This is a genomic window from Leucobacter musarum subsp. musarum, assembly GCF_001273845.1.
GTDB classification, from domain to species: Bacteria; Actinomycetota; Actinomycetes; order Actinomycetales; family Microbacteriaceae; genus Leucobacter; species Leucobacter musarum.
Genome location: NZ_JHBW01000087.1, coordinates 106,445 through 122,910, shown reverse-complemented (window position 1 = coordinate 122,910; position 16,466 = coordinate 106,445). Strand labels below are relative to the sequence as shown.

The 16,466-nt window shown below is 67.5% G+C and carries 15 protein-coding genes, 1 tRNA gene and 1 pseudogene; 7 read left to right on the top strand and 10 right to left on the bottom strand.

Annotation, left to right across the window (positions count from 1 at the left end):
* Positions 1 to 6: 6 nt before the first annotated feature.
* The 3 genes and pseudogenes from CH42_RS09590 to CH42_RS16920 form a co-directional block, all read right to left on the bottom strand.
* The gene (locus tag CH42_RS09590; RefSeq protein WP_053353542.1) at positions 7 to 933 is read right to left on the bottom strand and encodes a hypothetical protein; all 927 of its coding nucleotides are present in this window, start codon (positions 931 to 933) and stop codon (positions 7 to 9) included.
* A 92-nt stretch (positions 934 to 1,025) separates the two neighbouring features.
* Positions 1,026 to 2,108: a tRNA (adenine-N1)-methyltransferase gene (locus CH42_RS16925; protein ID WP_053353541.1), complete on the bottom strand. Its 1,083-nt coding sequence runs from the start codon at positions 2,106 to 2,108 to the stop codon at positions 1,026 to 1,028.
* 117 nt (positions 2,109 to 2,225) lie between these two features.
* Positions 2,226 to 2,798 (bottom strand): annotated as a pseudogene (locus CH42_RS16920) (HAD family hydrolase); the annotation flags it as partial.
* 41 nt (positions 2,799 to 2,839) lie between these two features.
* Between CH42_RS16920 and CH42_RS09580 the strand changes: the two are divergent.
* Positions 2,840 to 3,874 carry a PAC2 family protein gene (locus CH42_RS09580; RefSeq protein WP_075205327.1) on the top strand — a complete coding sequence of 345 codons (1,035 nt, stop codon included), beginning with the start codon at positions 2,840 to 2,842 and terminating at the stop codon, positions 3,872 to 3,874.
* Here the strand turns inward: CH42_RS09580 and mshC are convergent.
* From mshC to CH42_RS09565, 3 genes are all read right to left on the bottom strand, one after another.
* Positions 3,871 to 5,115 carry a cysteine--1-D-myo-inosityl 2-amino-2-deoxy-alpha-D-glucopyranoside ligase gene (gene mshC, locus CH42_RS09575; protein WP_053352980.1) on the bottom strand — a complete coding sequence of 415 codons (1,245 nt, stop codon included), beginning with the start codon at positions 5,113 to 5,115 and terminating at the stop codon, positions 3,871 to 3,873. The genes CH42_RS09580 and mshC overlap by 4 nt on opposite strands.
* On the bottom strand, positions 5,112 to 6,008 hold the full coding sequence (locus CH42_RS09570) for an undecaprenyl-diphosphate phosphatase (protein ID WP_053352979.1): 897 nt from the start codon (positions 6,006 to 6,008) through the stop codon (positions 5,112 to 5,114). Before CH42_RS09570 ends, mshC begins: the two co-directional genes overlap by 4 nt.
* A gap of 177 nt (positions 6,009 to 6,185) precedes the next feature.
* Positions 6,186 to 7,508: a M20/M25/M40 family metallo-hydrolase gene (locus CH42_RS09565; RefSeq protein ID WP_053352978.1), complete on the bottom strand. Its 1,323-nt coding sequence runs from the start codon at positions 7,506 to 7,508 to the stop codon at positions 6,186 to 6,188.
* 109 nt (positions 7,509 to 7,617) lie between these two features.
* Between CH42_RS09565 and CH42_RS09560 the strand changes: the two genes are divergently transcribed.
* Genes CH42_RS09560 through CH42_RS09550 form a run of 3 tightly spaced genes read left to right on the top strand, consistent with a single transcriptional unit; the run spans position 7,618 to position 10,122 of the window.
* A complete protein-coding gene (locus CH42_RS09560) occupies positions 7,618 to 8,580 on the top strand; it encodes an EamA family transporter (protein ID WP_053352977.1) in 963 nt (320 codons plus the stop codon).
* 32 nt (positions 8,581 to 8,612) lie between these two features.
* A complete protein-coding gene (locus CH42_RS09555) occupies positions 8,613 to 9,218 on the top strand; it encodes a helix-turn-helix domain-containing protein (RefSeq protein ID WP_053352976.1) in 606 nt (201 codons plus the stop codon).
* Complete coding sequence (locus CH42_RS09550; RefSeq protein WP_053352975.1) at positions 9,211 to 10,122, top strand: EamA family transporter; 912 nt, start codon at positions 9,211 to 9,213, stop codon at positions 10,120 to 10,122. Before CH42_RS09555 ends, CH42_RS09550 begins: the two co-directional genes overlap by 8 nt.
* A 50-nt stretch (positions 10,123 to 10,172) precedes the next feature.
* Here the strand turns inward: CH42_RS09550 and CH42_RS09545 are convergent.
* From CH42_RS09545 to CH42_RS09535, 3 genes are all read right to left on the bottom strand, one after another.
* Positions 10,173 to 10,257, bottom strand: a tRNA-Leu gene (locus CH42_RS09545).
* A gap of 108 nt (positions 10,258 to 10,365) precedes the next feature.
* Positions 10,366 to 10,869, bottom strand: coding sequence for a Cys-tRNA(Pro) deacylase (gene ybaK, locus CH42_RS09540; RefSeq protein ID WP_053352974.1), 504 nt, complete (start codon positions 10,867 to 10,869; stop codon positions 10,366 to 10,368).
* Positions 10,870 to 10,879: 10 nt separating this feature from the next.
* Entirely contained in the window at positions 10,880 to 12,691 is a 1,812-nt protein-coding gene (locus tag CH42_RS09535) for a DEAD/DEAH box helicase (RefSeq protein ID WP_053352973.1), read from the bottom strand.
* 122 nt (positions 12,692 to 12,813) lie between these two features.
* On the opposite strand from CH42_RS09535, the gene CH42_RS09530 reads away from it, so the two are divergent.
* Positions 12,814 to 13,641, top strand: coding sequence for an SGNH/GDSL hydrolase family protein (locus CH42_RS09530; RefSeq protein ID WP_053352972.1), 828 nt, complete (start codon positions 12,814 to 12,816; stop codon positions 13,639 to 13,641).
* Between the two features lie 23 nt (positions 13,642 to 13,664).
* Positions 13,665 to 14,009 carry a spore germination protein GerW family protein gene (locus CH42_RS09525; protein ID WP_053352971.1) on the top strand — a complete coding sequence of 115 codons (345 nt, stop codon included), beginning with the start codon at positions 13,665 to 13,667 and terminating at the stop codon, positions 14,007 to 14,009.
* Here the strand turns inward: CH42_RS09525 and gluQRS are convergent.
* Positions 13,999 to 14,934, bottom strand: coding sequence for a tRNA glutamyl-Q(34) synthetase GluQRS (gene gluQRS / locus CH42_RS09520; protein WP_156322530.1), 936 nt, complete (start codon positions 14,932 to 14,934; stop codon positions 13,999 to 14,001). The two genes, CH42_RS09525 and gluQRS, sit on opposite strands and share 11 nt — an antisense overlap.
* A gap of 78 nt (positions 14,935 to 15,012) precedes the next feature.
* On the opposite strand from gluQRS, the gene CH42_RS09515 reads away from it, so the two are divergent.
* Positions 15,013 to 16,401, top strand: a complete 1,389-nt coding sequence (locus CH42_RS09515) for an FAD-binding oxidoreductase (RefSeq protein WP_239684004.1) — start codon at positions 15,013 to 15,015, stop codon at positions 16,399 to 16,401.
* Positions 16,402 to 16,466 lie beyond the last annotated feature (65 nt).

Here is a 16,466-nt window from a genome sequence, read left to right as displayed (position 1 = left end):
CCGAACTCAGTTGACTCCGACGATGTCGACGACGACCACGCGTGCAGTCGACCCCGACTCGTGTTCGAGCACGACCACCTGCGAGCCGACCTTCGCGCCGGTGAGTTCCGTGCGGTAGGTGTTCCCGGATTGAGCAATGTCGGCTTCCGACCCCACGCGGATCACGCTGGAATCCCAGGTGTTCTGCTGCACGGTGCCGCTCCAGTCGACCGAGAGCACCTGAGCAATCACGCTGTCGTCCGCGGTGACCTGCTTGCCGTCGCCTTCGATGCGCACTGCGGAAGTCGTCGAACCCGGCGCTTCCGTGGGCGGCAACACCAGGCCGGGGCGACCGCCCTCGGTCGTCACGATTGCGGGGTACCCGTTGGGCAGGCCGCGCACCGGACCATCGGCGCGAAGCGGACCGGTCGTCTCGACGTCGATCACGCCCACAATGGAGGCACCGGTCGGAGCACCCAGCTGCCCAGCGAGCTGCGCACTGTCATCTGGCGACAGCGCAAGCACGACCCGGTCACCCGGCACCGTGCACCGCACCGCTTCACTCAGTGGGTTCGAAACATCAGCGGAGACGAGCAGCAGTTCTGGGCTCGCAGTGTCATCCGAGAACCCAGCGCTTTCGTAGAGCGGATCGCCGCCCGTCGACGCGAAGAACGCCATGTTAACGCCCACGACCGTGCCCTCGTCGGCAACGTGACCATCTGCGTCGCCGGAGTCGACGACGGTGCGCTGTGTCGTGTCGATCGAGACATTCTTCGGCACCGAGACCTGCGGCTGCTCACCAAAGGCGCCGAGCACCGTCGTTCCGTCGCTGAGCGCGCCGGGCTGCAGCACCGACGAGCAGTCGGCCGCCTGCGCCTGCTGCGCACTGCAGCCGGTGACCCCGGCCAGAAGCAGCACGGCGGCTGCGGTTGCGGGAACGATGCGACGAAGCATGAGCACCTCTCGAGGAAGCCGATGTGAACCCGGCCATCTTATCGAATCGGCCCTGGGCACGAGCACACGGAACGCTCGCACCCGGGCCCGAATTATTCGGATTCAGACAGTTCAGCGCCGCGCTCATCCGCGAACTGACGCGCCTCGCGCACCTTCTTACGCAGGATCTTGTCGCTCTTGACCCGCTCGCCCACAGCCTCCGGCGTCCAGACCTCAGCACTCGCGGGCGCCTCGCCCTCGGGGCCGAGATCGGGTAGCCAGTTGCCGAGATCAGCCGCACTGAAGTCACTCTTCGACGCACGGCGCTTGAGTTCGGGAAGCACGGTGCCCGGCGCCAGCCGGCGCGCGGTCACCAAGAAGCCGGTGTGCGCCACCATGCGGTGATCCGGGCGCACCGCGAGCCCTTCGACGTGCCAACCGCGCACCAGCGTCTCCGACGCTTGGGGGTGCGCGAATCCGCCGTGTCGACGAATTTGTTCGACCGTGCGCGACAGCTGGGTCACGGTCGCGACGTAACAGATGATGACGCCGCCGGGCGCCAGAGCATCGGCAGCGACGTCGACGCACTCCCAAGGCGCAAGCATGTCGAGCACGACCCGGTCGATCGTTCCGCCCTTGCAGACCGCGGGCAGCGTTTCCTGCAGATCACCGACGGTCACCGTCCAGTTCGGTGGGATCGAGCCGGCGAACGCCGCCACGTTGCCGGTGGCGACATCGGCGAACTCCTCGCGACGCTCGAACGAGAACAGCTCCCCCGTGGTGCCGACACCGCGCAAGAGATGCAGGGAAAGTGCCCCCGAACCCACACCAGCCTCGACCACTCGAGCGCCCGGGAAGATGTCGGCAAGTGAGAGGATCTGCGCCGCGTCCTTCGGATACACGATCGCCGCGCCGCGGGGCATCGACATCACGAAGTCAGAGAGCAGCGGGCGCAGCGCCAGGTACTCCTCTCCGCTGCTGTTCGCGATCACCGATGCGTCGGGGAGCCCGACGATATCGGCGTGGGCGATGACGCCGCGGTGGCTGTGGAACTCGCCTCCAGTCACCAGCGTGATCGTATTGATGCGGCCCTTCGGGCCGGTCAGTTGCACGCGGTCTCCGTAGACGAGCGGGCCGCGGAGTGCCGGTGATCCGGAATCCGAACCTTCGGCGACAGCACCCGCAGACGGGTGCACATCGCGCAACTCGGCGAATCGGGCGCTCAGCGCATCGGCGTCGATGCCCGCGAGCGTCGGCCAGATCTCGTGCGCCGGAGAGGTCGAGAGGTCGAGCAGATTCGGGATGCCAATCGCAACGGCGCCGGATGCCTCTGCCGAAGTCACACCGGTGACCGAGTCCTCGAGCGCGAGACAATCAGAAATATCGACGCCGACGAGCGCTGCTCCGCGCAGATACGGATCGGGGTGCGGCTTCTCGTGAGCGACCTCGTCACCGCCGATGATGTCGACGAAAAGACCTGCAGGGAGCATTGCGACAACGGCGTCCGCAATCTCGCGCACCGCCATCGTGACGAGTGCACTCGGAATGCCCGCGTCGCGCAGCGAATGGAGCAGCTCGACAGCGCCGGGGCGCCAGAGCGGTTCGGATGACGACAGGCCTGCGATGACTGAGGTCGTCCACTCGGAGATGATCTCGTCGGTGCTCAGGGGCACCCCGAGTTCCTGAAAGCGTCGCGCTGCGGCCTGCAGCCCAGACCCGACTAGGGCGTCGCGGATCTCATCGGTGAACTCGATGCCGTAGCGGTCGAGCATGCCGATTTCGGCTTCGAGCCAGACGGGCTCCGAATCGATCAGGGTGCCATCCATGTCCCACAAGACGGCGGCGGGGCGGGTGGCGGGAGTCCGCTCAGAGAGGAATGCATTCATCAGCACCAGTCTACCGATGCACAGCCGATACCCTGGATGCTATGTCTGTTCCTCCTGCACGGCCCCGAGTGCTCATTCTTGCGTTCCAGGGCTGGAGCGATGCCGGCGACGCAACGACGGAGGTGCTGCAGCACCTCGGAGGGCTGATCGATTCCGAAGTTCTGCATGTCATCAGCGCCGAGGGGTACGTCGACTTCCAGGTGCATCGCCCCAAACTCGTGTTCGATGACGCGGGCAAGCGTCAGCTCGAATGGCCGGACACGCGCCTCTACGGTCCGGTCCAGCGTCCGGGCGAGAACCCGGCTCCCGGTGACGATGCAACTCGCGAGACCGTGCGACGCATCGACGGCACCCCAGTCACCGATCTCTTCCTGCTGGCCGGCGTCGAGCCGGCCCGCGACTGGCAGAACTTCGCCGACAAGATCGTCGAGCTGGTCGATGTCTGGGCGATCGATTTTGTCGTGATTCTCGGCTCGATGTTCTCGGATGCGCCGCACACTCGCCCGATCGTGACCACGATGACGTCGGAGAATGAGGCACGAAGAGCGGAAACCGGGGCGGTGCGCAGCACGTACGAGGGGCCGGCTGGCATCTCATCGGTGATCGATCTCGCACTGGGCGACGCAGGCATCGAGACGCTCTCGCTGTGGGCGCAGGTGCCGCACTACGTGCACAGCACGCCGTCACCCAAGGCCACACTCGCACTGCTCGACAAGCTCGAAGAACTCCTCGACATCGTGATTCCCCGCGGGGAGCTGCTCGTGCAAGCCAACGAGTGGGAGGCGAACATCAACCGCATCGCTGAGTCCGACGACGAGATGACGCGCTATATTCGCAAGCTCGAAGAGAATCGCGATGAGGAGCTCGCCGCGGAGACGACCGGCGACGCGATTGCGCTCGAATTCGAGAAGTTCTTGAAGGGCGGTTCGCGGTTCGCGCGCGATGTCGACGCCGTTGCGACGGCTCCCGTGCAGGATCGCACGGCACCCGACGAGTCCGGAACCGAAGCTGGCGGCGCGCCCCCCGAAGACGACAAGAATGACGACTCCGAGGAGCGGCCGGGAGCGCAGCCCTAGAGGCGCACTCCCAACAGCGCGAGCACTGCGTCAGAGATGAGGCCGGGCGAGTCCACGCCCTGATCGAGCGCAGCATCGAGCGTCGCCAACATGACGGGCGTATCGAGGTCATTGGCAATCGCCGAGCGTAGCTGGCGCAGCACCGCCGCCGCAGCCGCGGGCTCCGCGCTTTCCCGCGTCAGGCCGGCACGCCAGGCATCGAGACGTCGCTGAGCGGTCTCCAGATCGGCGTCGTGCCACTCCCATTCCGAACGGTAGTGGTGCGCGAGCAAACCGAGTCGGATCGCCGAGGGGTCGGCGCCCCCGTTCAGGAGCTTGGAGACGAAGACCAGGTTGCCCCGAGACTTCGACATCTTGTGCCCCTGGTAGGCGACGAGGCCGGCGTGACAGTAGGCGTGAGCGAGCGGCGTTCCCGAGAGCGCTGTCGCGTGTGCCGCGGTGAACTCGTGGTGCGGGAACACGAGGTCGGAACCGCCGCCCTGCACGGTGAACGCACCGCCGAGAGCGCCGCGAGCGATCACCGAGCACTCGATGTGCCAGCCGGGTCGCCCTTCGCCAACCGGGCTCTCCCAGCAGGGCTCTCCCGCGCGCGCCGCGCGCCAGAGCAACGGGTCAAGCGCACCGCGCTTCCCGGGCCGCTCAGGGTCACCGCCGCGCTCCGCACTCAGACGTAGCATGAGATCCCGGTCGTAGGGCGCCACGTCACCCAGGCGCCACTGCGACTCGCGCTCCGCGGCCGCGGTGTCGAAGTAGATATCCGATCCGGCGGCGTCCTCGGTCAGCACGTGGTACGCAAACCCCCGGTCGAGCAGCTCCCGCACGGCCTCGGCGATCTCGTCGATCTGCTCGGTCACTGCGACATAGTGCTCGGGCGGCAGCATGCCGAGGCGATGCATATCGGAGCGGTAGAGCCCGATCTGCTCGTCAGCCAGCACTCGCCAATCGACCCCGGTATCGTTCGCACGCTCGAGGAGCGGATCGTCGACGTCGGTGATGTTCTGGGCGTAAACGGTCTCGATGCCGGCATCGCGCCAAGCGCGCTGCATGATGTCGAACGTGAGGTAGGTGAAGGCGTGCCCGAGATGCGTCGCATCGTACGGCGTGATGCCGCACACGTAGAGGTGCGCGCGGCCCTCCGGAATCGCGGGGTGCTCGAGGCGCTCTGTCGCGGTGTTGAAGAGCTTGGGTGCGACGCCCTCACCGGGCAGGTCGGGCAGTTCCGGAGGAGTCCAGGTTCTCAACGCAGTGCTCCCGCCACGAGCACGGACTGGCCGGCATCGGCCGCACCCTGCGCGACGGCTCCGCCGTCGGCCGAGAGCACACCGGTCGAGAGCAGCACAATGATGACCGCTCCGATGACGACACGGTAGATCACGAAGGGCAAGAAGCTGCGCTTCGAGATGTACTTCATGAACAAGCCAATCACGAACAGGGCGATGATGAAGGCGACGACGGTGGCGATGAGCGTCAGCCCCATCGGAGTTTCACCGGCCGGCGCGCGCAGCGCCTTGAACACCTGATAGAAACCGGAGCCGAGCACTGCGGGGATGGCGAGCAAGAAGGAGTAGCGTGCCGCAGCCTCACGACGGTAGCCCATGAAGAGACCCGCGGTGATGGTGCCGCCCGATCGCGAGACGCCCGGAATGAGCGCGAGCGCCTGCGCGAACCCGTAGATAAGCCCGTGCTTCCAGGTGAGCTTCTCGAGCGGGCGCGTGTTGCGGCCGACGCGATCGGCGATCCCGAGCAGCAGGCCGAAGACGATGAGGCTGATCGCCACGAACCACAGCGACCGCAGCGTGGTCTCGATCTGATCCTGGAAGAGCAATCCCAGCACGACGATGGGCAGCGTGCCGATGATGATCCACCAGCCCATCAGTGCGTCGGGGTCGTTGCGCGGCACGCGCTTGCCGCCGAGCGACTGAGCCCATCGGCCGATGATGCGCACGATGTCCCGCCAGAAGAACACGATGACCGCGGCCTCCGTGCCGATCTGGGTGATCGCGGTGAACGCTGCCCCGGCATCACCGATGCCGAGCAGCTCGCTCGCGATGCGGAGATGCGCACTCGACGAGATGGGCAAGAACTCGGTGAGCCCCTGGATGATACCGAGGAGGATCGCCTCGAAGATTCCCATGATTCCTTTCCTGGCTGCGCGGCCTCGTCAATCGGACGCGCGGCATGTGGACCGCGGACCAGAATAACCCACCGGCCGGGAGAAGTCCCCGACCGGCGGCGCGCGGCGCGGCTCGCGGACGATCGGTCGCCGCTCGTGAGCGACGGCGCGGTCACCGTCGCGACCGCGCGACCCGTCTCAGTAGGTGCGGAGCAGGTCGACAAGCACGGCATGGCCGAAGTCGAGCGCATCGAGCGGCACGCGCTCATCGACGCCGTGGAACATGCCCGGGAAGTCGAGGTCGGCGGGGAGCCGAAGCGGAGCGAATCCGTACCCGGTGATGCCGAGACGCGCGAGCGACTTGTTGTCAGTGCCACCGGAGAGCAGGTACGGCAGCACGCGGGCGTCGGGGTCGGCACGGCGCAGGCTGGCCGTCATCGCCTCCACGAGCTCACCGGCGAACGGCACCTCGAGACCGATGTCGGAGTGCACCTGCTCCACTTCGATGTCGTCGCCCACGATGGCGCGAATCTGGTCGAGCACGGTGTCTTGGTCGGCGGGCAGCGCCCGGACGTCGACGAGGGCCTCTGCCGTATCAGGGATCACGTTGTGCTTGTAGCCGGCCTGCAGCACCGTCGGGTTGCTCGTGCTGCGTAGGCTCGCCTGGATAAACCCGCCCGCCTTGCCAAGACGCAGAATGAGTTCCTCCGGGGCGACTTCGTGCGGGTCCGCCCCGAGGATGCCCGCGATCGCGTCAACGAGTTCGCGCGTGGTATCGGTGAGCGTCACCGGCCACTCGTGGCGACCGAGCGTGGCGATCGCTTCGGCCAGTCTCGTCACCGCATTGTCGTGCCACACGCGAGAGCCGTGCGCAGCGGTGCCGCGCGCGCGCAGACGAATCCATTCGAGCGACTTCTCCCCCGTCTGAATCAAGTAGGCGCGCGTTCCCGAGATATCGATCGAGTACCCGCCGACCTCGCTGATGGCAGTGGCCGCACCGGCGAAGAGTTCGGGGTGCTGGTTGACAAGGTACTGGGCGCCATAGACGCCACCGTTCTCCTCATCCGCGAAGAAGGCGAGGATGACCTCTCGCCGCGGCCGCTCGCCAGCGCGCAGCAGTTCGGCGATGGCGGTCAGGATCATGGCATCCATGTCCTTCATGTCGACGGCGCCTCGCCCCCACAGCATGCCGTCCTTGATCACTCCGGCGAACGGATCGACGGTCCAGTTCGCCGGATCCGCGGGCACGACGTCAAGGTGGCCGTGCAGCACCAGCGCGGGCAGCGACGGATCCGAACCGGCGACGCGCGCGATCACGCTCGCCCGGCCCGGATTGGATTCGAAGATCTCGGGCTCGAGCCCGAGATCGCGCAGGTAGGCCGCGACATATTCGGCGGCTGGCCGCTCGGGCTCCGCGTCGCCACCGCCACGATTCGTCGTATCGATGCGAATCAGGTCGCGGGCGACTCGTGCCGTTTCTGACAGCTCGTGCTCGGCGCTTTCGGGGGTTTCGACGGTCATGCTCCCAGCGTAGTCTGCACGAGGGTGAGCGGCCCGGAGATGACGCCCAGGGGCACGTTTCCACGCGGGCCCGTCGTTCGTCCGAGCCGCGCGATAGGCTCGCGACGTGATGACGCGCTCCGTTCCCCTCACGGGATTCCTCCTCGCAATCGGCTCCGCGGCGAGCTTCGCGCTTTCTGGCATCTTCGCGAGCGCACTGATCGCTGCCGGCTGGTCGCCCGGGGCGGCCGCGACCGCGCGCATTCTCTGCGCGGCGATCGTGCTCGCGGGCCCGACGCTCGTCATGCTGCGCGGCAATTGGCACCTGGTGCGACGTGCCTGGAAATCGCTGGTGCTCTTCGGGCTGCTCGCGGTCGCCGGGTGTCAGCTCGCGTTCTTCCTCGCCGTCGAGTTCATTCCCCCGAGCCTGGCGCTGCTCATCGAGTTCACCGGCCCCGTATTGCTGATGCTCTGGTTCTGGGCTCGCACCCGCGTCTCGCCCGGCGCGATCACGCTCCTCGGCGCCGCGATCGCGCTCGCCGGGCTCATCGCGATCTCCGCGAGCGGCGACGCCGGCGGTGCGCTGCATCCGCTCGGCATCGCATTCGCACTGGTGGCCGCGGTGGGCAACGCGGCCTACTACGCGACGGGCGCGTCGGCAGACCACGGCATCGCACCGCTGCCATTCGTAGGCCTGGGTCTCGCGGTCGCGGCGATCCTGCTCGCCGTGGTGAGCGGCACCGGCCTGCTGCCGTTCCGCGCGACGGCCGATCCCGTCGTGATCGCGGGCGCCGAGCTGCCCCCGGCGCTGGCGGTCACCGGTATGGTGCTCGTCTCGACGGTGCTCGCCTACGTGCTCGGTGTGGCCGCCGCTCGCCGCCTCGGGGCGACCGTCGCGAGCTTTACGGGCTATTCCGAACCTCTCTTCGGCATCTTCTGGACCATTGTGCTGCTCGCTGTCGTTCCGACCGGACGACAGTGGCTCGGCGCCGCACTGATCATCGCGGGTGTGATCGCGGTGAAGGTTGGCGAGCTCGTGCGGGCGCGCGGGCGGCGCGGGAGCACCGCGCGTATGCCAGCCGACCGAGATTGATATTGCACACATGAGTGCACTATTCTGCACTCATGTCACTGGAACCCGAAGCGCTCGCATCCCTCATCGGGCAGCGCGTCAGAGCAGAACGCACCGCGCTCGGCTGGAGCCTCGACCGGCTCGCCGACGTCGCGACCGTCAGCCGTCGCATGGTCGTCAATGTCGAGCAGGGAGCGGTGAATCCGAGCATCGGCACCCTGCTGCGCCTGAGCGATGCGCTCGGCATCGGGCTCGCCGCTCTGGTCCAGCCACCCGAGCCCGCCATCGCCCGAGTCACTCCGGCCGGATCCGGCACCGCCTTCTGGCGCGGCGAGCACGGGGGCGTCGGCACCCTCCTCACCGCGACTGACGCCCCTGACGTGGTCGAGCTCTGGGACTGGACGATGGAACCCGGTGACGCACTCGCGAGCGAGCCCCACACCGACGGCACCCAGGAGCTGCTGCACGTACTGCAGGGCGCCCTGAACGTGCGCGTCGATGGCACGGAGTACTCGTTGAGCCCCGGCGACGCCATCACGTTCGCCGGGAGCACCACTCACGAGTATCGCAACGACGGCGATACGACGACACACTTCACCATGACCGTGTTCGAACCCGGCGTGGGTGCGGCTCGTCGTGTGGAGTCACCCCATGCCTGAGCGCACACCCGTCACTACCGGCCACCCGACCGCGGCGCGGCGCATTCCGCCCTGGAGCCTCGCGGTGACGGCAATGTTCCTCATTCAATTGTCGAGCGCGCTCTCGGTGACGCTCATCACCGAGGTCGGCCCCGCCACCACGGCGTGGCTCAGGCTCACGATGGGCGCCATCATCTTTCTCCTCATCGCACGCCCCCGCCTGCGATCGATCAGACGGAGCGACCTGCTGCCGCTTCTCGGGCTCGGCGCCGCGAGCGCACTCATGAGCGTGGCGTTCCTCGCCGCGGTCGCCCGCATTCCGCTCGGCACCGCCGTGGCGATCGAGTTTCTCGGGCCGCTCGCGGTCGCCGCGCTGCGCAGCCGCTCGAAGAGCATGATCGCATGGCCGGCGCTCGCCCTCATCGGCGTCGTGTTGCTGACCGAGCCGTGGCACGGAACCGCCGACCTGCCCGGAATCGGCTTCGCCTTGCTCGCGGGAGTCGGCTGGGGCAGTTACATCCTGCTGACGCAGCAGGTCGGCGACCGCTTCCCGGGCATCAGCGGGCTCGCGATCACCATTCCCATCGCAGCGCTCTGCTCAACCGCCGTGGGAGTGCCCGGCCTCGCCGCGAACTTCGAGTGGCGGTTCCTCCTCATCGCGCTCGGCCTCGCCGTCATCGCCCCCGTGCTGCCCTTCGGTCTCGAGATGCTCGCGCTCAAGCGCATGACCCCGACCGCGTTCGGCACGCTGATGGCCATCGAACCGGCCATCGGCCTGCTGCTCGGTGCGGTCGTACTCGGACAGGCGCCCGGGCCGGTGCAGTTCATCGGGATCGCGATCGTGGTGATCGCCGGAGTCGCATCGCAACGCGGGGGCACCCGCGCGGGAGTCGGCGATCCTGCCGTCGCGCCGCTCTCGGAATAGGGTCGGGGAACGAGAAAGAGGCCCTCCAGAAGGAGAGCCTCTTACGTTCGTGCGCGGAGGGGGACTTGAACCCCCACGCCCTAATACGGGCACTAGCACCTCAAGCTAGCGCGTCTGCCATTCCGCCACCCGCGCGAACGATCCGGACCTTCATCGGCCGAACAGAAGATAACTTAGCACGAATTCTCGGGGCGAATCGAATCGGCCTGGGATCTCGCGCGCGTCGCGCACTGCGACCCGTCATCACCGCCCGGATGGGCGTCCGATCGCCGCGCGGATCGCGGCTGTGGCCCGCGCGAGATCGTCCGGAGCGAGCTCGATGTCGAGACCGCGACGTCCCCCGGAGACAAGCACGGTGTCGAACGCATCCGCCGTGCGATCGATCACCGTCGGCAGCGCCGTGCGCTGCCCCAGCGGGCTAATGCCGCCGACCACATAGCCCGTCTTGCGCTCCGCGACCGCCGGATCCGCCATGACGGCGCGCTTCCCACCGAGGGCGCCCGCAAGAGCTTTCAGGTCGAGCATCCCCGCAACGGGAACCACGGCGACGGCGAGCGAGCCGTCGACCTCGGCGAGCAGGGTCTTGAACACCCGCTCCGGGGCGATCCCAAGCTCGCGTGCTGCCTCCAGACCAAAGTCGGTAATCAACGGGTCATGGGTGTAGGCGTGCGCCGAAAACGCGATCCCTGCATGGGTCAGGGCGACGGTGGCAGGGGTGGATGCTCCCCCGGACTGCTTCTTGGCCATAGTGGCCAGCTTACGGTTGCAGACGCCGCCGCAGCAGTTCGATGCGTTTCTGCAGCTGCGTCACCGACGCCTGAGCCACGGCCGGGCCGCCGCAGACGCGACGCAACTCCGAATGGATATCCTTGTGCGCGTCACCCGAGACCTTCGAGTACATGCCGACCAGCGAGTTGAGCAGCTTGCGCTGTTCACCGAGGGTGCGATGCAGCGCCTCGGGCGACTCCGACCGCTCGGGCGCGTGTTCGAGAATGCCCTGGCGACTCGCACTGCGTCGCGCCTGGCGAGCCTGGCGCTGTTGCAACAGCGCCGCGACTTCCTGCGGTTCGAGCAGCCCGGGGAAGCCCAGGAACTCGAGCTCCTCCTCGGTTTCGACCTCCGCGTAACCGCCGAACTCGGCACCGTCGAAGACGGCACGGTCGAAGTGCGCATCTGATGACAGTGCTTGGTAGGTGAAACCTTCGCCCGCAAGCAGCTCGGACGACGCCTGGTCTCCACGCTCGGCCTCCGCCATCAGCGTGGCCTCGGCATCCCACATCTCTTCGGCGCTCTTCGGCCCCTCGAGCACGTGGTTGCGCTCTTTTTCGAGTTCCGAGGCGAGTTGCATGAGCGCGGGCACATTCGGAATGAAGACCGAAGCGACCTCGCCGCGTCGCCGTGATCGCACGAATCGACCGATCGCCTGCGCGAAGAACAGCGGGGTCGAGGAGCTGGTTGCGTAAACGCCGACGGCGAGCCGGGGCACATCGACACCTTCAGACACCATGCGCACCGCCACCATCCAGCGCGACTCGCCCTTCGAGAATTCGTCGATCTTCTCCGAGGCTCCGGAGTCGTCCGAAAGAATGAGCGCGACTGGCTCCCCCGTGATGTCGTGCAGCTGCTGCGCGTACGACTTCGCCGATGCGTGATCCGTCGCGATGACGAGCCCGCCGGCGTCGTGGATCTGCTGGCGTACCTCGGTCAGGCGTCGGTCTGCGGCACGCAGCACCTTTCCGATCCAGTCACCGGCTGGGTCAAGCGCCGTGCGCCAGGCCTGCGACGTGACATCTTTGGTATTGCCCTCGCCGAGCGCGGCCTCCATCTCTTCGCCCGCCGACGTTTGCCAACGCATCTTGCCGGCATAGACCATGAAAATGACGGGGCGCACGATGCCGTCGGCGAGTGCGCGGCCGTACCCGTAGTCGTAGTCCGTCATCGAGAGCCGGGAGCCGTCGCCCTGCGGCGCGTACTGCACGAACGGAATGGGCGCCTCGTCGGAGCGGAACGGGGTTCCCGTGAGCGACAGGCGCCGGCGCGCGTTGCCGTAGGCCTCGCGGATGGCGTCACCCCAGCTCAGCGCGTCGCCACCGTGGTGCACCTCGTCCATAATGACGAGCGTGTCTTCGTGCTCGGTGAGTAAGCGATGCTGCACCGGCTTCATCGCGACTTGCGCGTAGGTGACGGCAACTCCGTGATAGTGGCGCCCGTAAGCGAGACCATCGCTGTTCGAATACGACGGGTTGAGCCTGATGCCGGCTCGCGCCGCTGCGTCCGCCCACTGCGTCTTGAGATGCTCGGTCGGCGCGACGACGATGATCTGCTTCACGGTGTGGTTCGAACGCAGGATCGCCGCGAGTCGCAGTGCGAATGTCGTTTTGCCGGCACCGGGCGTTGCTGAGGCGAGAAAGTCGCGCGGGCTTTCGTCAAGGTAGCGCTTGATGGCCTCCTCTTGCCAGGCACGGAGCGTGCCGGCGGTACCGTGCGCGGCGCGCTCCGGGTACGCGGGGGGCAGGTGCTCAGCTGCACTCGTGCCCGGAAGGTGGAGGCCCGGGTCCGAATCTGTCACGACGTTCTAGACTATCGCTGTACGCCGAACGCCGCGCGCTCGGCAGAACCTGTGCGATGCGTATGCGACGGCCGGGTTCTTCGATTCGAACCCGTAAGTAACCGAATTCCCCGAGGTGAGCAATGGCACACGATGGCAGCATCGACCGGAGCGACGTCGAACTCCCCTGGTCTCGATTCGTCGCACTCGGCGATTCGTTCACTGAGGGCGTGGGCGACCCCGACGCCGACAGCCCGGGCGGGTTGCGCGGGTGGGCCGATCGGTTCGCCGAGGTACTCGGCGCCTACAGCGATGAGTTCGCCTACGCGAACCTCGCGGTGCGCGGCAAGTTGATTCAGCAGATCACCGACGAGCAGGTGGAGGCCGCGCTCGATTTGCGCCCCGACCTGATCAGCGTCTGCGCGGGCGGTAACGACGTGATTCGCCCCGGCACCGACCCCGATGAGGTCGCCGCCAAGCTGGAGCGGATCGTCGAACGGCTGAGTGTGGGCGGAGCGACGATCCTGCTCTTCACGGGAGTCGACACCGCGTTCCAGCCCGTGTTCCGTTCGATTCGCGGCAAAGTGGCGATCTACAACGAGAACGTGCGCAAGGTCGCGCAGCGGCACGACTGCATCGTGGTCGATCAGTGGGCGCTCGAAGAACTGCACGACAGCCGCTACTGGGCGGGCGATCGACTGCATCTGAATGCGCTCGGCCACCACACCATCGCCCTCGCGGCACTGGATGCGCTCGGCGTGCCTCACGACCTGGTGCCGCTCGATCCGCCGCCACTGCCGATCCGCAATTGGCGCGAGGCCCGGCGCGAGGACGTTGTGTGGGCGCGCGAGCACTTCGTGCCGTGGGTCATTCGTCGCATTAAGCACGTGTCGTCGGGCGATCACATCGAACCGAAACGCCCCGTTCCTGCGGCGGTGCGCGTATCGCGTCACGGGGCTGACGAAGCCTAGGTCGAGCGAGTAGGGTGGGCCGCATGACTCACCTCACGAAGCAGATCGCAGACACCCTCGTCCAGGTCGGCGTCCACTCGGCGTACGGCGATCCTGTCGAGGTCGACGGAACCACCCTCATTCCTGTGGCCTACACGGCCTACGGCTTTGGTGCGGGCGAAGGTGCCGGTGCCGGCGAGGGCGTCGCCCAGGGCGAAGGCTCGGGCGGTGGCGGTGGCGGTTTCGCCGTGCCGCTGGGTTCCTATGTCACCCGTGAGGGAACGACTCGGTTCGAACCCAACATCATCGCGCTGCTCGCCGTGGGTGTGCCCTTCGTGTGGGTCGCCGGGCGGGCGCTCTCCCGCATCATCCGGGCCCTCAAGAAGTAGCGAGCCGCCAGGTCCACGGCTCGGTCGGCACTGCCGCCGGGTCGAACCTGCTGAGCACCGTCGCCGCGGTCACGCGCTCCCCCGGCTGTGCCAGGTGGAGCGAGGTCGCGAGCCACCCGAGCACCTCGCCGTCGGTGACGCCGGCATCGCGCAGTTGTCCGAGCGTGACGGCACCGTCCCGCTTCGCGAGACGCGCCCCTGACGGTCCGAGCACGAGTGGGACATGCGCGTACTCGACTTCGGGCGGCGCGGGCAGACCGAGCAGACGCTGCAGCAGTATTTGCCGAGGCGTCGACGGCGCCAGATCGTCACCGCGCACGACCTGGTCGACGCCCATCGCAGCATCGTCCACCACCACTGCGAGGTTGTACGCAACCGTTCCATCGCCGCGCAGCAGCACGAAATCATCGATGTCGCCGTGCACCGGGCCGAGCACTCGATCAATGAAGCCGGGCGCTGACGTACCCTGGGGCACACGCAGCCGCACGGCGGGCAGCCTCGGAGCAATGCGCGCTCGGGCCTCGGCGCGCTCGGCCGGCGTTCGCTCGCGGCAGATGCCGGGGTAGGCGCCAGGTGGCGCGTGCGGAGCACTCGGCGCAGCCAAAATGTCTTTGCGGGAGCACGTGCACTCATAGACGAGGCCGGCATCACTCAGCTGAGCGATCGCGGCGGCGTAGGCAGCGGCCCGATCCGATTGCTGAACCGGCTCGTCGTCCCAGTCGATCCCGATGCGTGCGAGATCGCCGAGTTGCCGCTGAGCCGCTCCTGTATCCCGCGCGCGGTCGAGGTCTTCGATGCGCATTAGGAATCGCCGCCCCGATGCGCGTGCAAAGCACCACGCGAGCAGCGCGGTGCGCAGATTCCCGAGGTGCAGATCACCCGAGGGGCTGGGCGCGTAGCGACCGGCTCCGGCTGGCGATGTCATACCTGCCATCCTCCCATGCGCACGGGGTGTCGGATCGCTCACCCGCGATAGCCTGGGGGTTCGACCAAGGAGGCCCGTGTGATCGCTGTTCCGACCCCTCACGCTGCACCGAGCGGTGCGGTGCCGCCGATCGCCGAGCTGCGGACGTCTCTGGGCGATCGACTGGTCTCCGATCCGGAGCTCGTTGCTCCGTTCGCACGCGATTCCTCTCGGGCGCTGCTGGATGGCGCCCCCACCGCCGTGGTGTTCGCGGAGTCAACCGCAGACGTTGCGACTGCGCTGAGTTGGGCGCACCGCACCGGCGTCGCGGTCAGCGTGCGCGGCGCCGGAACGGGGCTCGCGGGCGGCGCGATGGCGTACCCCGGCGGGCTCGTCATCTCGCTCGAACGGTTGAACCGCATCATCGATATCGACGAGGAGAATCGTCTGGCGGTCGTGCAGCCCGGCGTGATCACTGCTGAGCTCGATGATGCGGCACGCGAGCTGGGGCTGTTCTTTCCGCCCGATCCGGCCAGCGCCCGCATCAGCACCGTGGGCGGAAACATCGCGACCAATGCCGGCGGACTGCGCTGCGTCGCGCACGGAGTGACGAGCGACTCGGTCGCCGCGCTCGAGGTCGTGCTCGCAGACGGGCGAGTGCTGCGCACCGGTTCGCGCACCCGTAAGAACGTCGTCGGCTACGACTTGACGCGCCTCTTCGTCGGCTCGGAAGGCACCCTGGGCGTCATCACCGAGGCAACCGTGCGCCTCAAGCCAGTGGCACCGGGCACGCCCCGCACGTTCCGCGCGAGCTTTGCGACGCTCGAATCGGCGGGCCGAGCCGTTACTGCCATCGTGGGCAGCGACCTGCACCCTGAGGTACTCGAACTCATGGACGCATTGAGCGTCGAGATCATCGAGTCGTTCCAGCCCAGTGGATTGCGTGTTCCCGCGGGCGCGATGCTCGTGGGCCAGACGACGGGGCTCGATGCCGAGCAGCGCGCCGTCGGCATCACCGCCCTGTGCGCGTCACTGGGTGCCGACGACATCGAGGTGTCCGACACCGATGCACTGCTCGCGGCACGCCGCCTCTCGAATCCGGCGCTGAACGCGCGTGGCCTGAAGATTTCCTGCGACGTGGGGGTTCCCGTCGCCGCACTCGCGACGGTGTTCCACGGGATCGGTGAGATCGCGGCCAGACACGGCAAGCGCGTGTCCACGGTGGCGCACGCCGGCGACGGCAACCTGCACAGCACCGTCGAAGCACCGGATACGCCCGAGGGCATCGCCGAGGCCGATGCGGTGATCGATGACATCACGCGCCTCGCCCTGTCATTGGGCGGCACAATCTCGGGTGAGCACGGCATCGGCTCGGTGAAGCGCCACGAACTCGGGTGGCAACTGGACGACACCGCCCTCGACGTGCAGCGCGCGATCAAGGCCGCGCTCGACCCCCAGGGCGTCCTCACTCCGCATCGAGCCATTTGACACCTCCTTGTCAACCGCCTCCCCAGCAGCAGGTGGCCGCGCAAAGCTGGTGGTCCCGGTACACC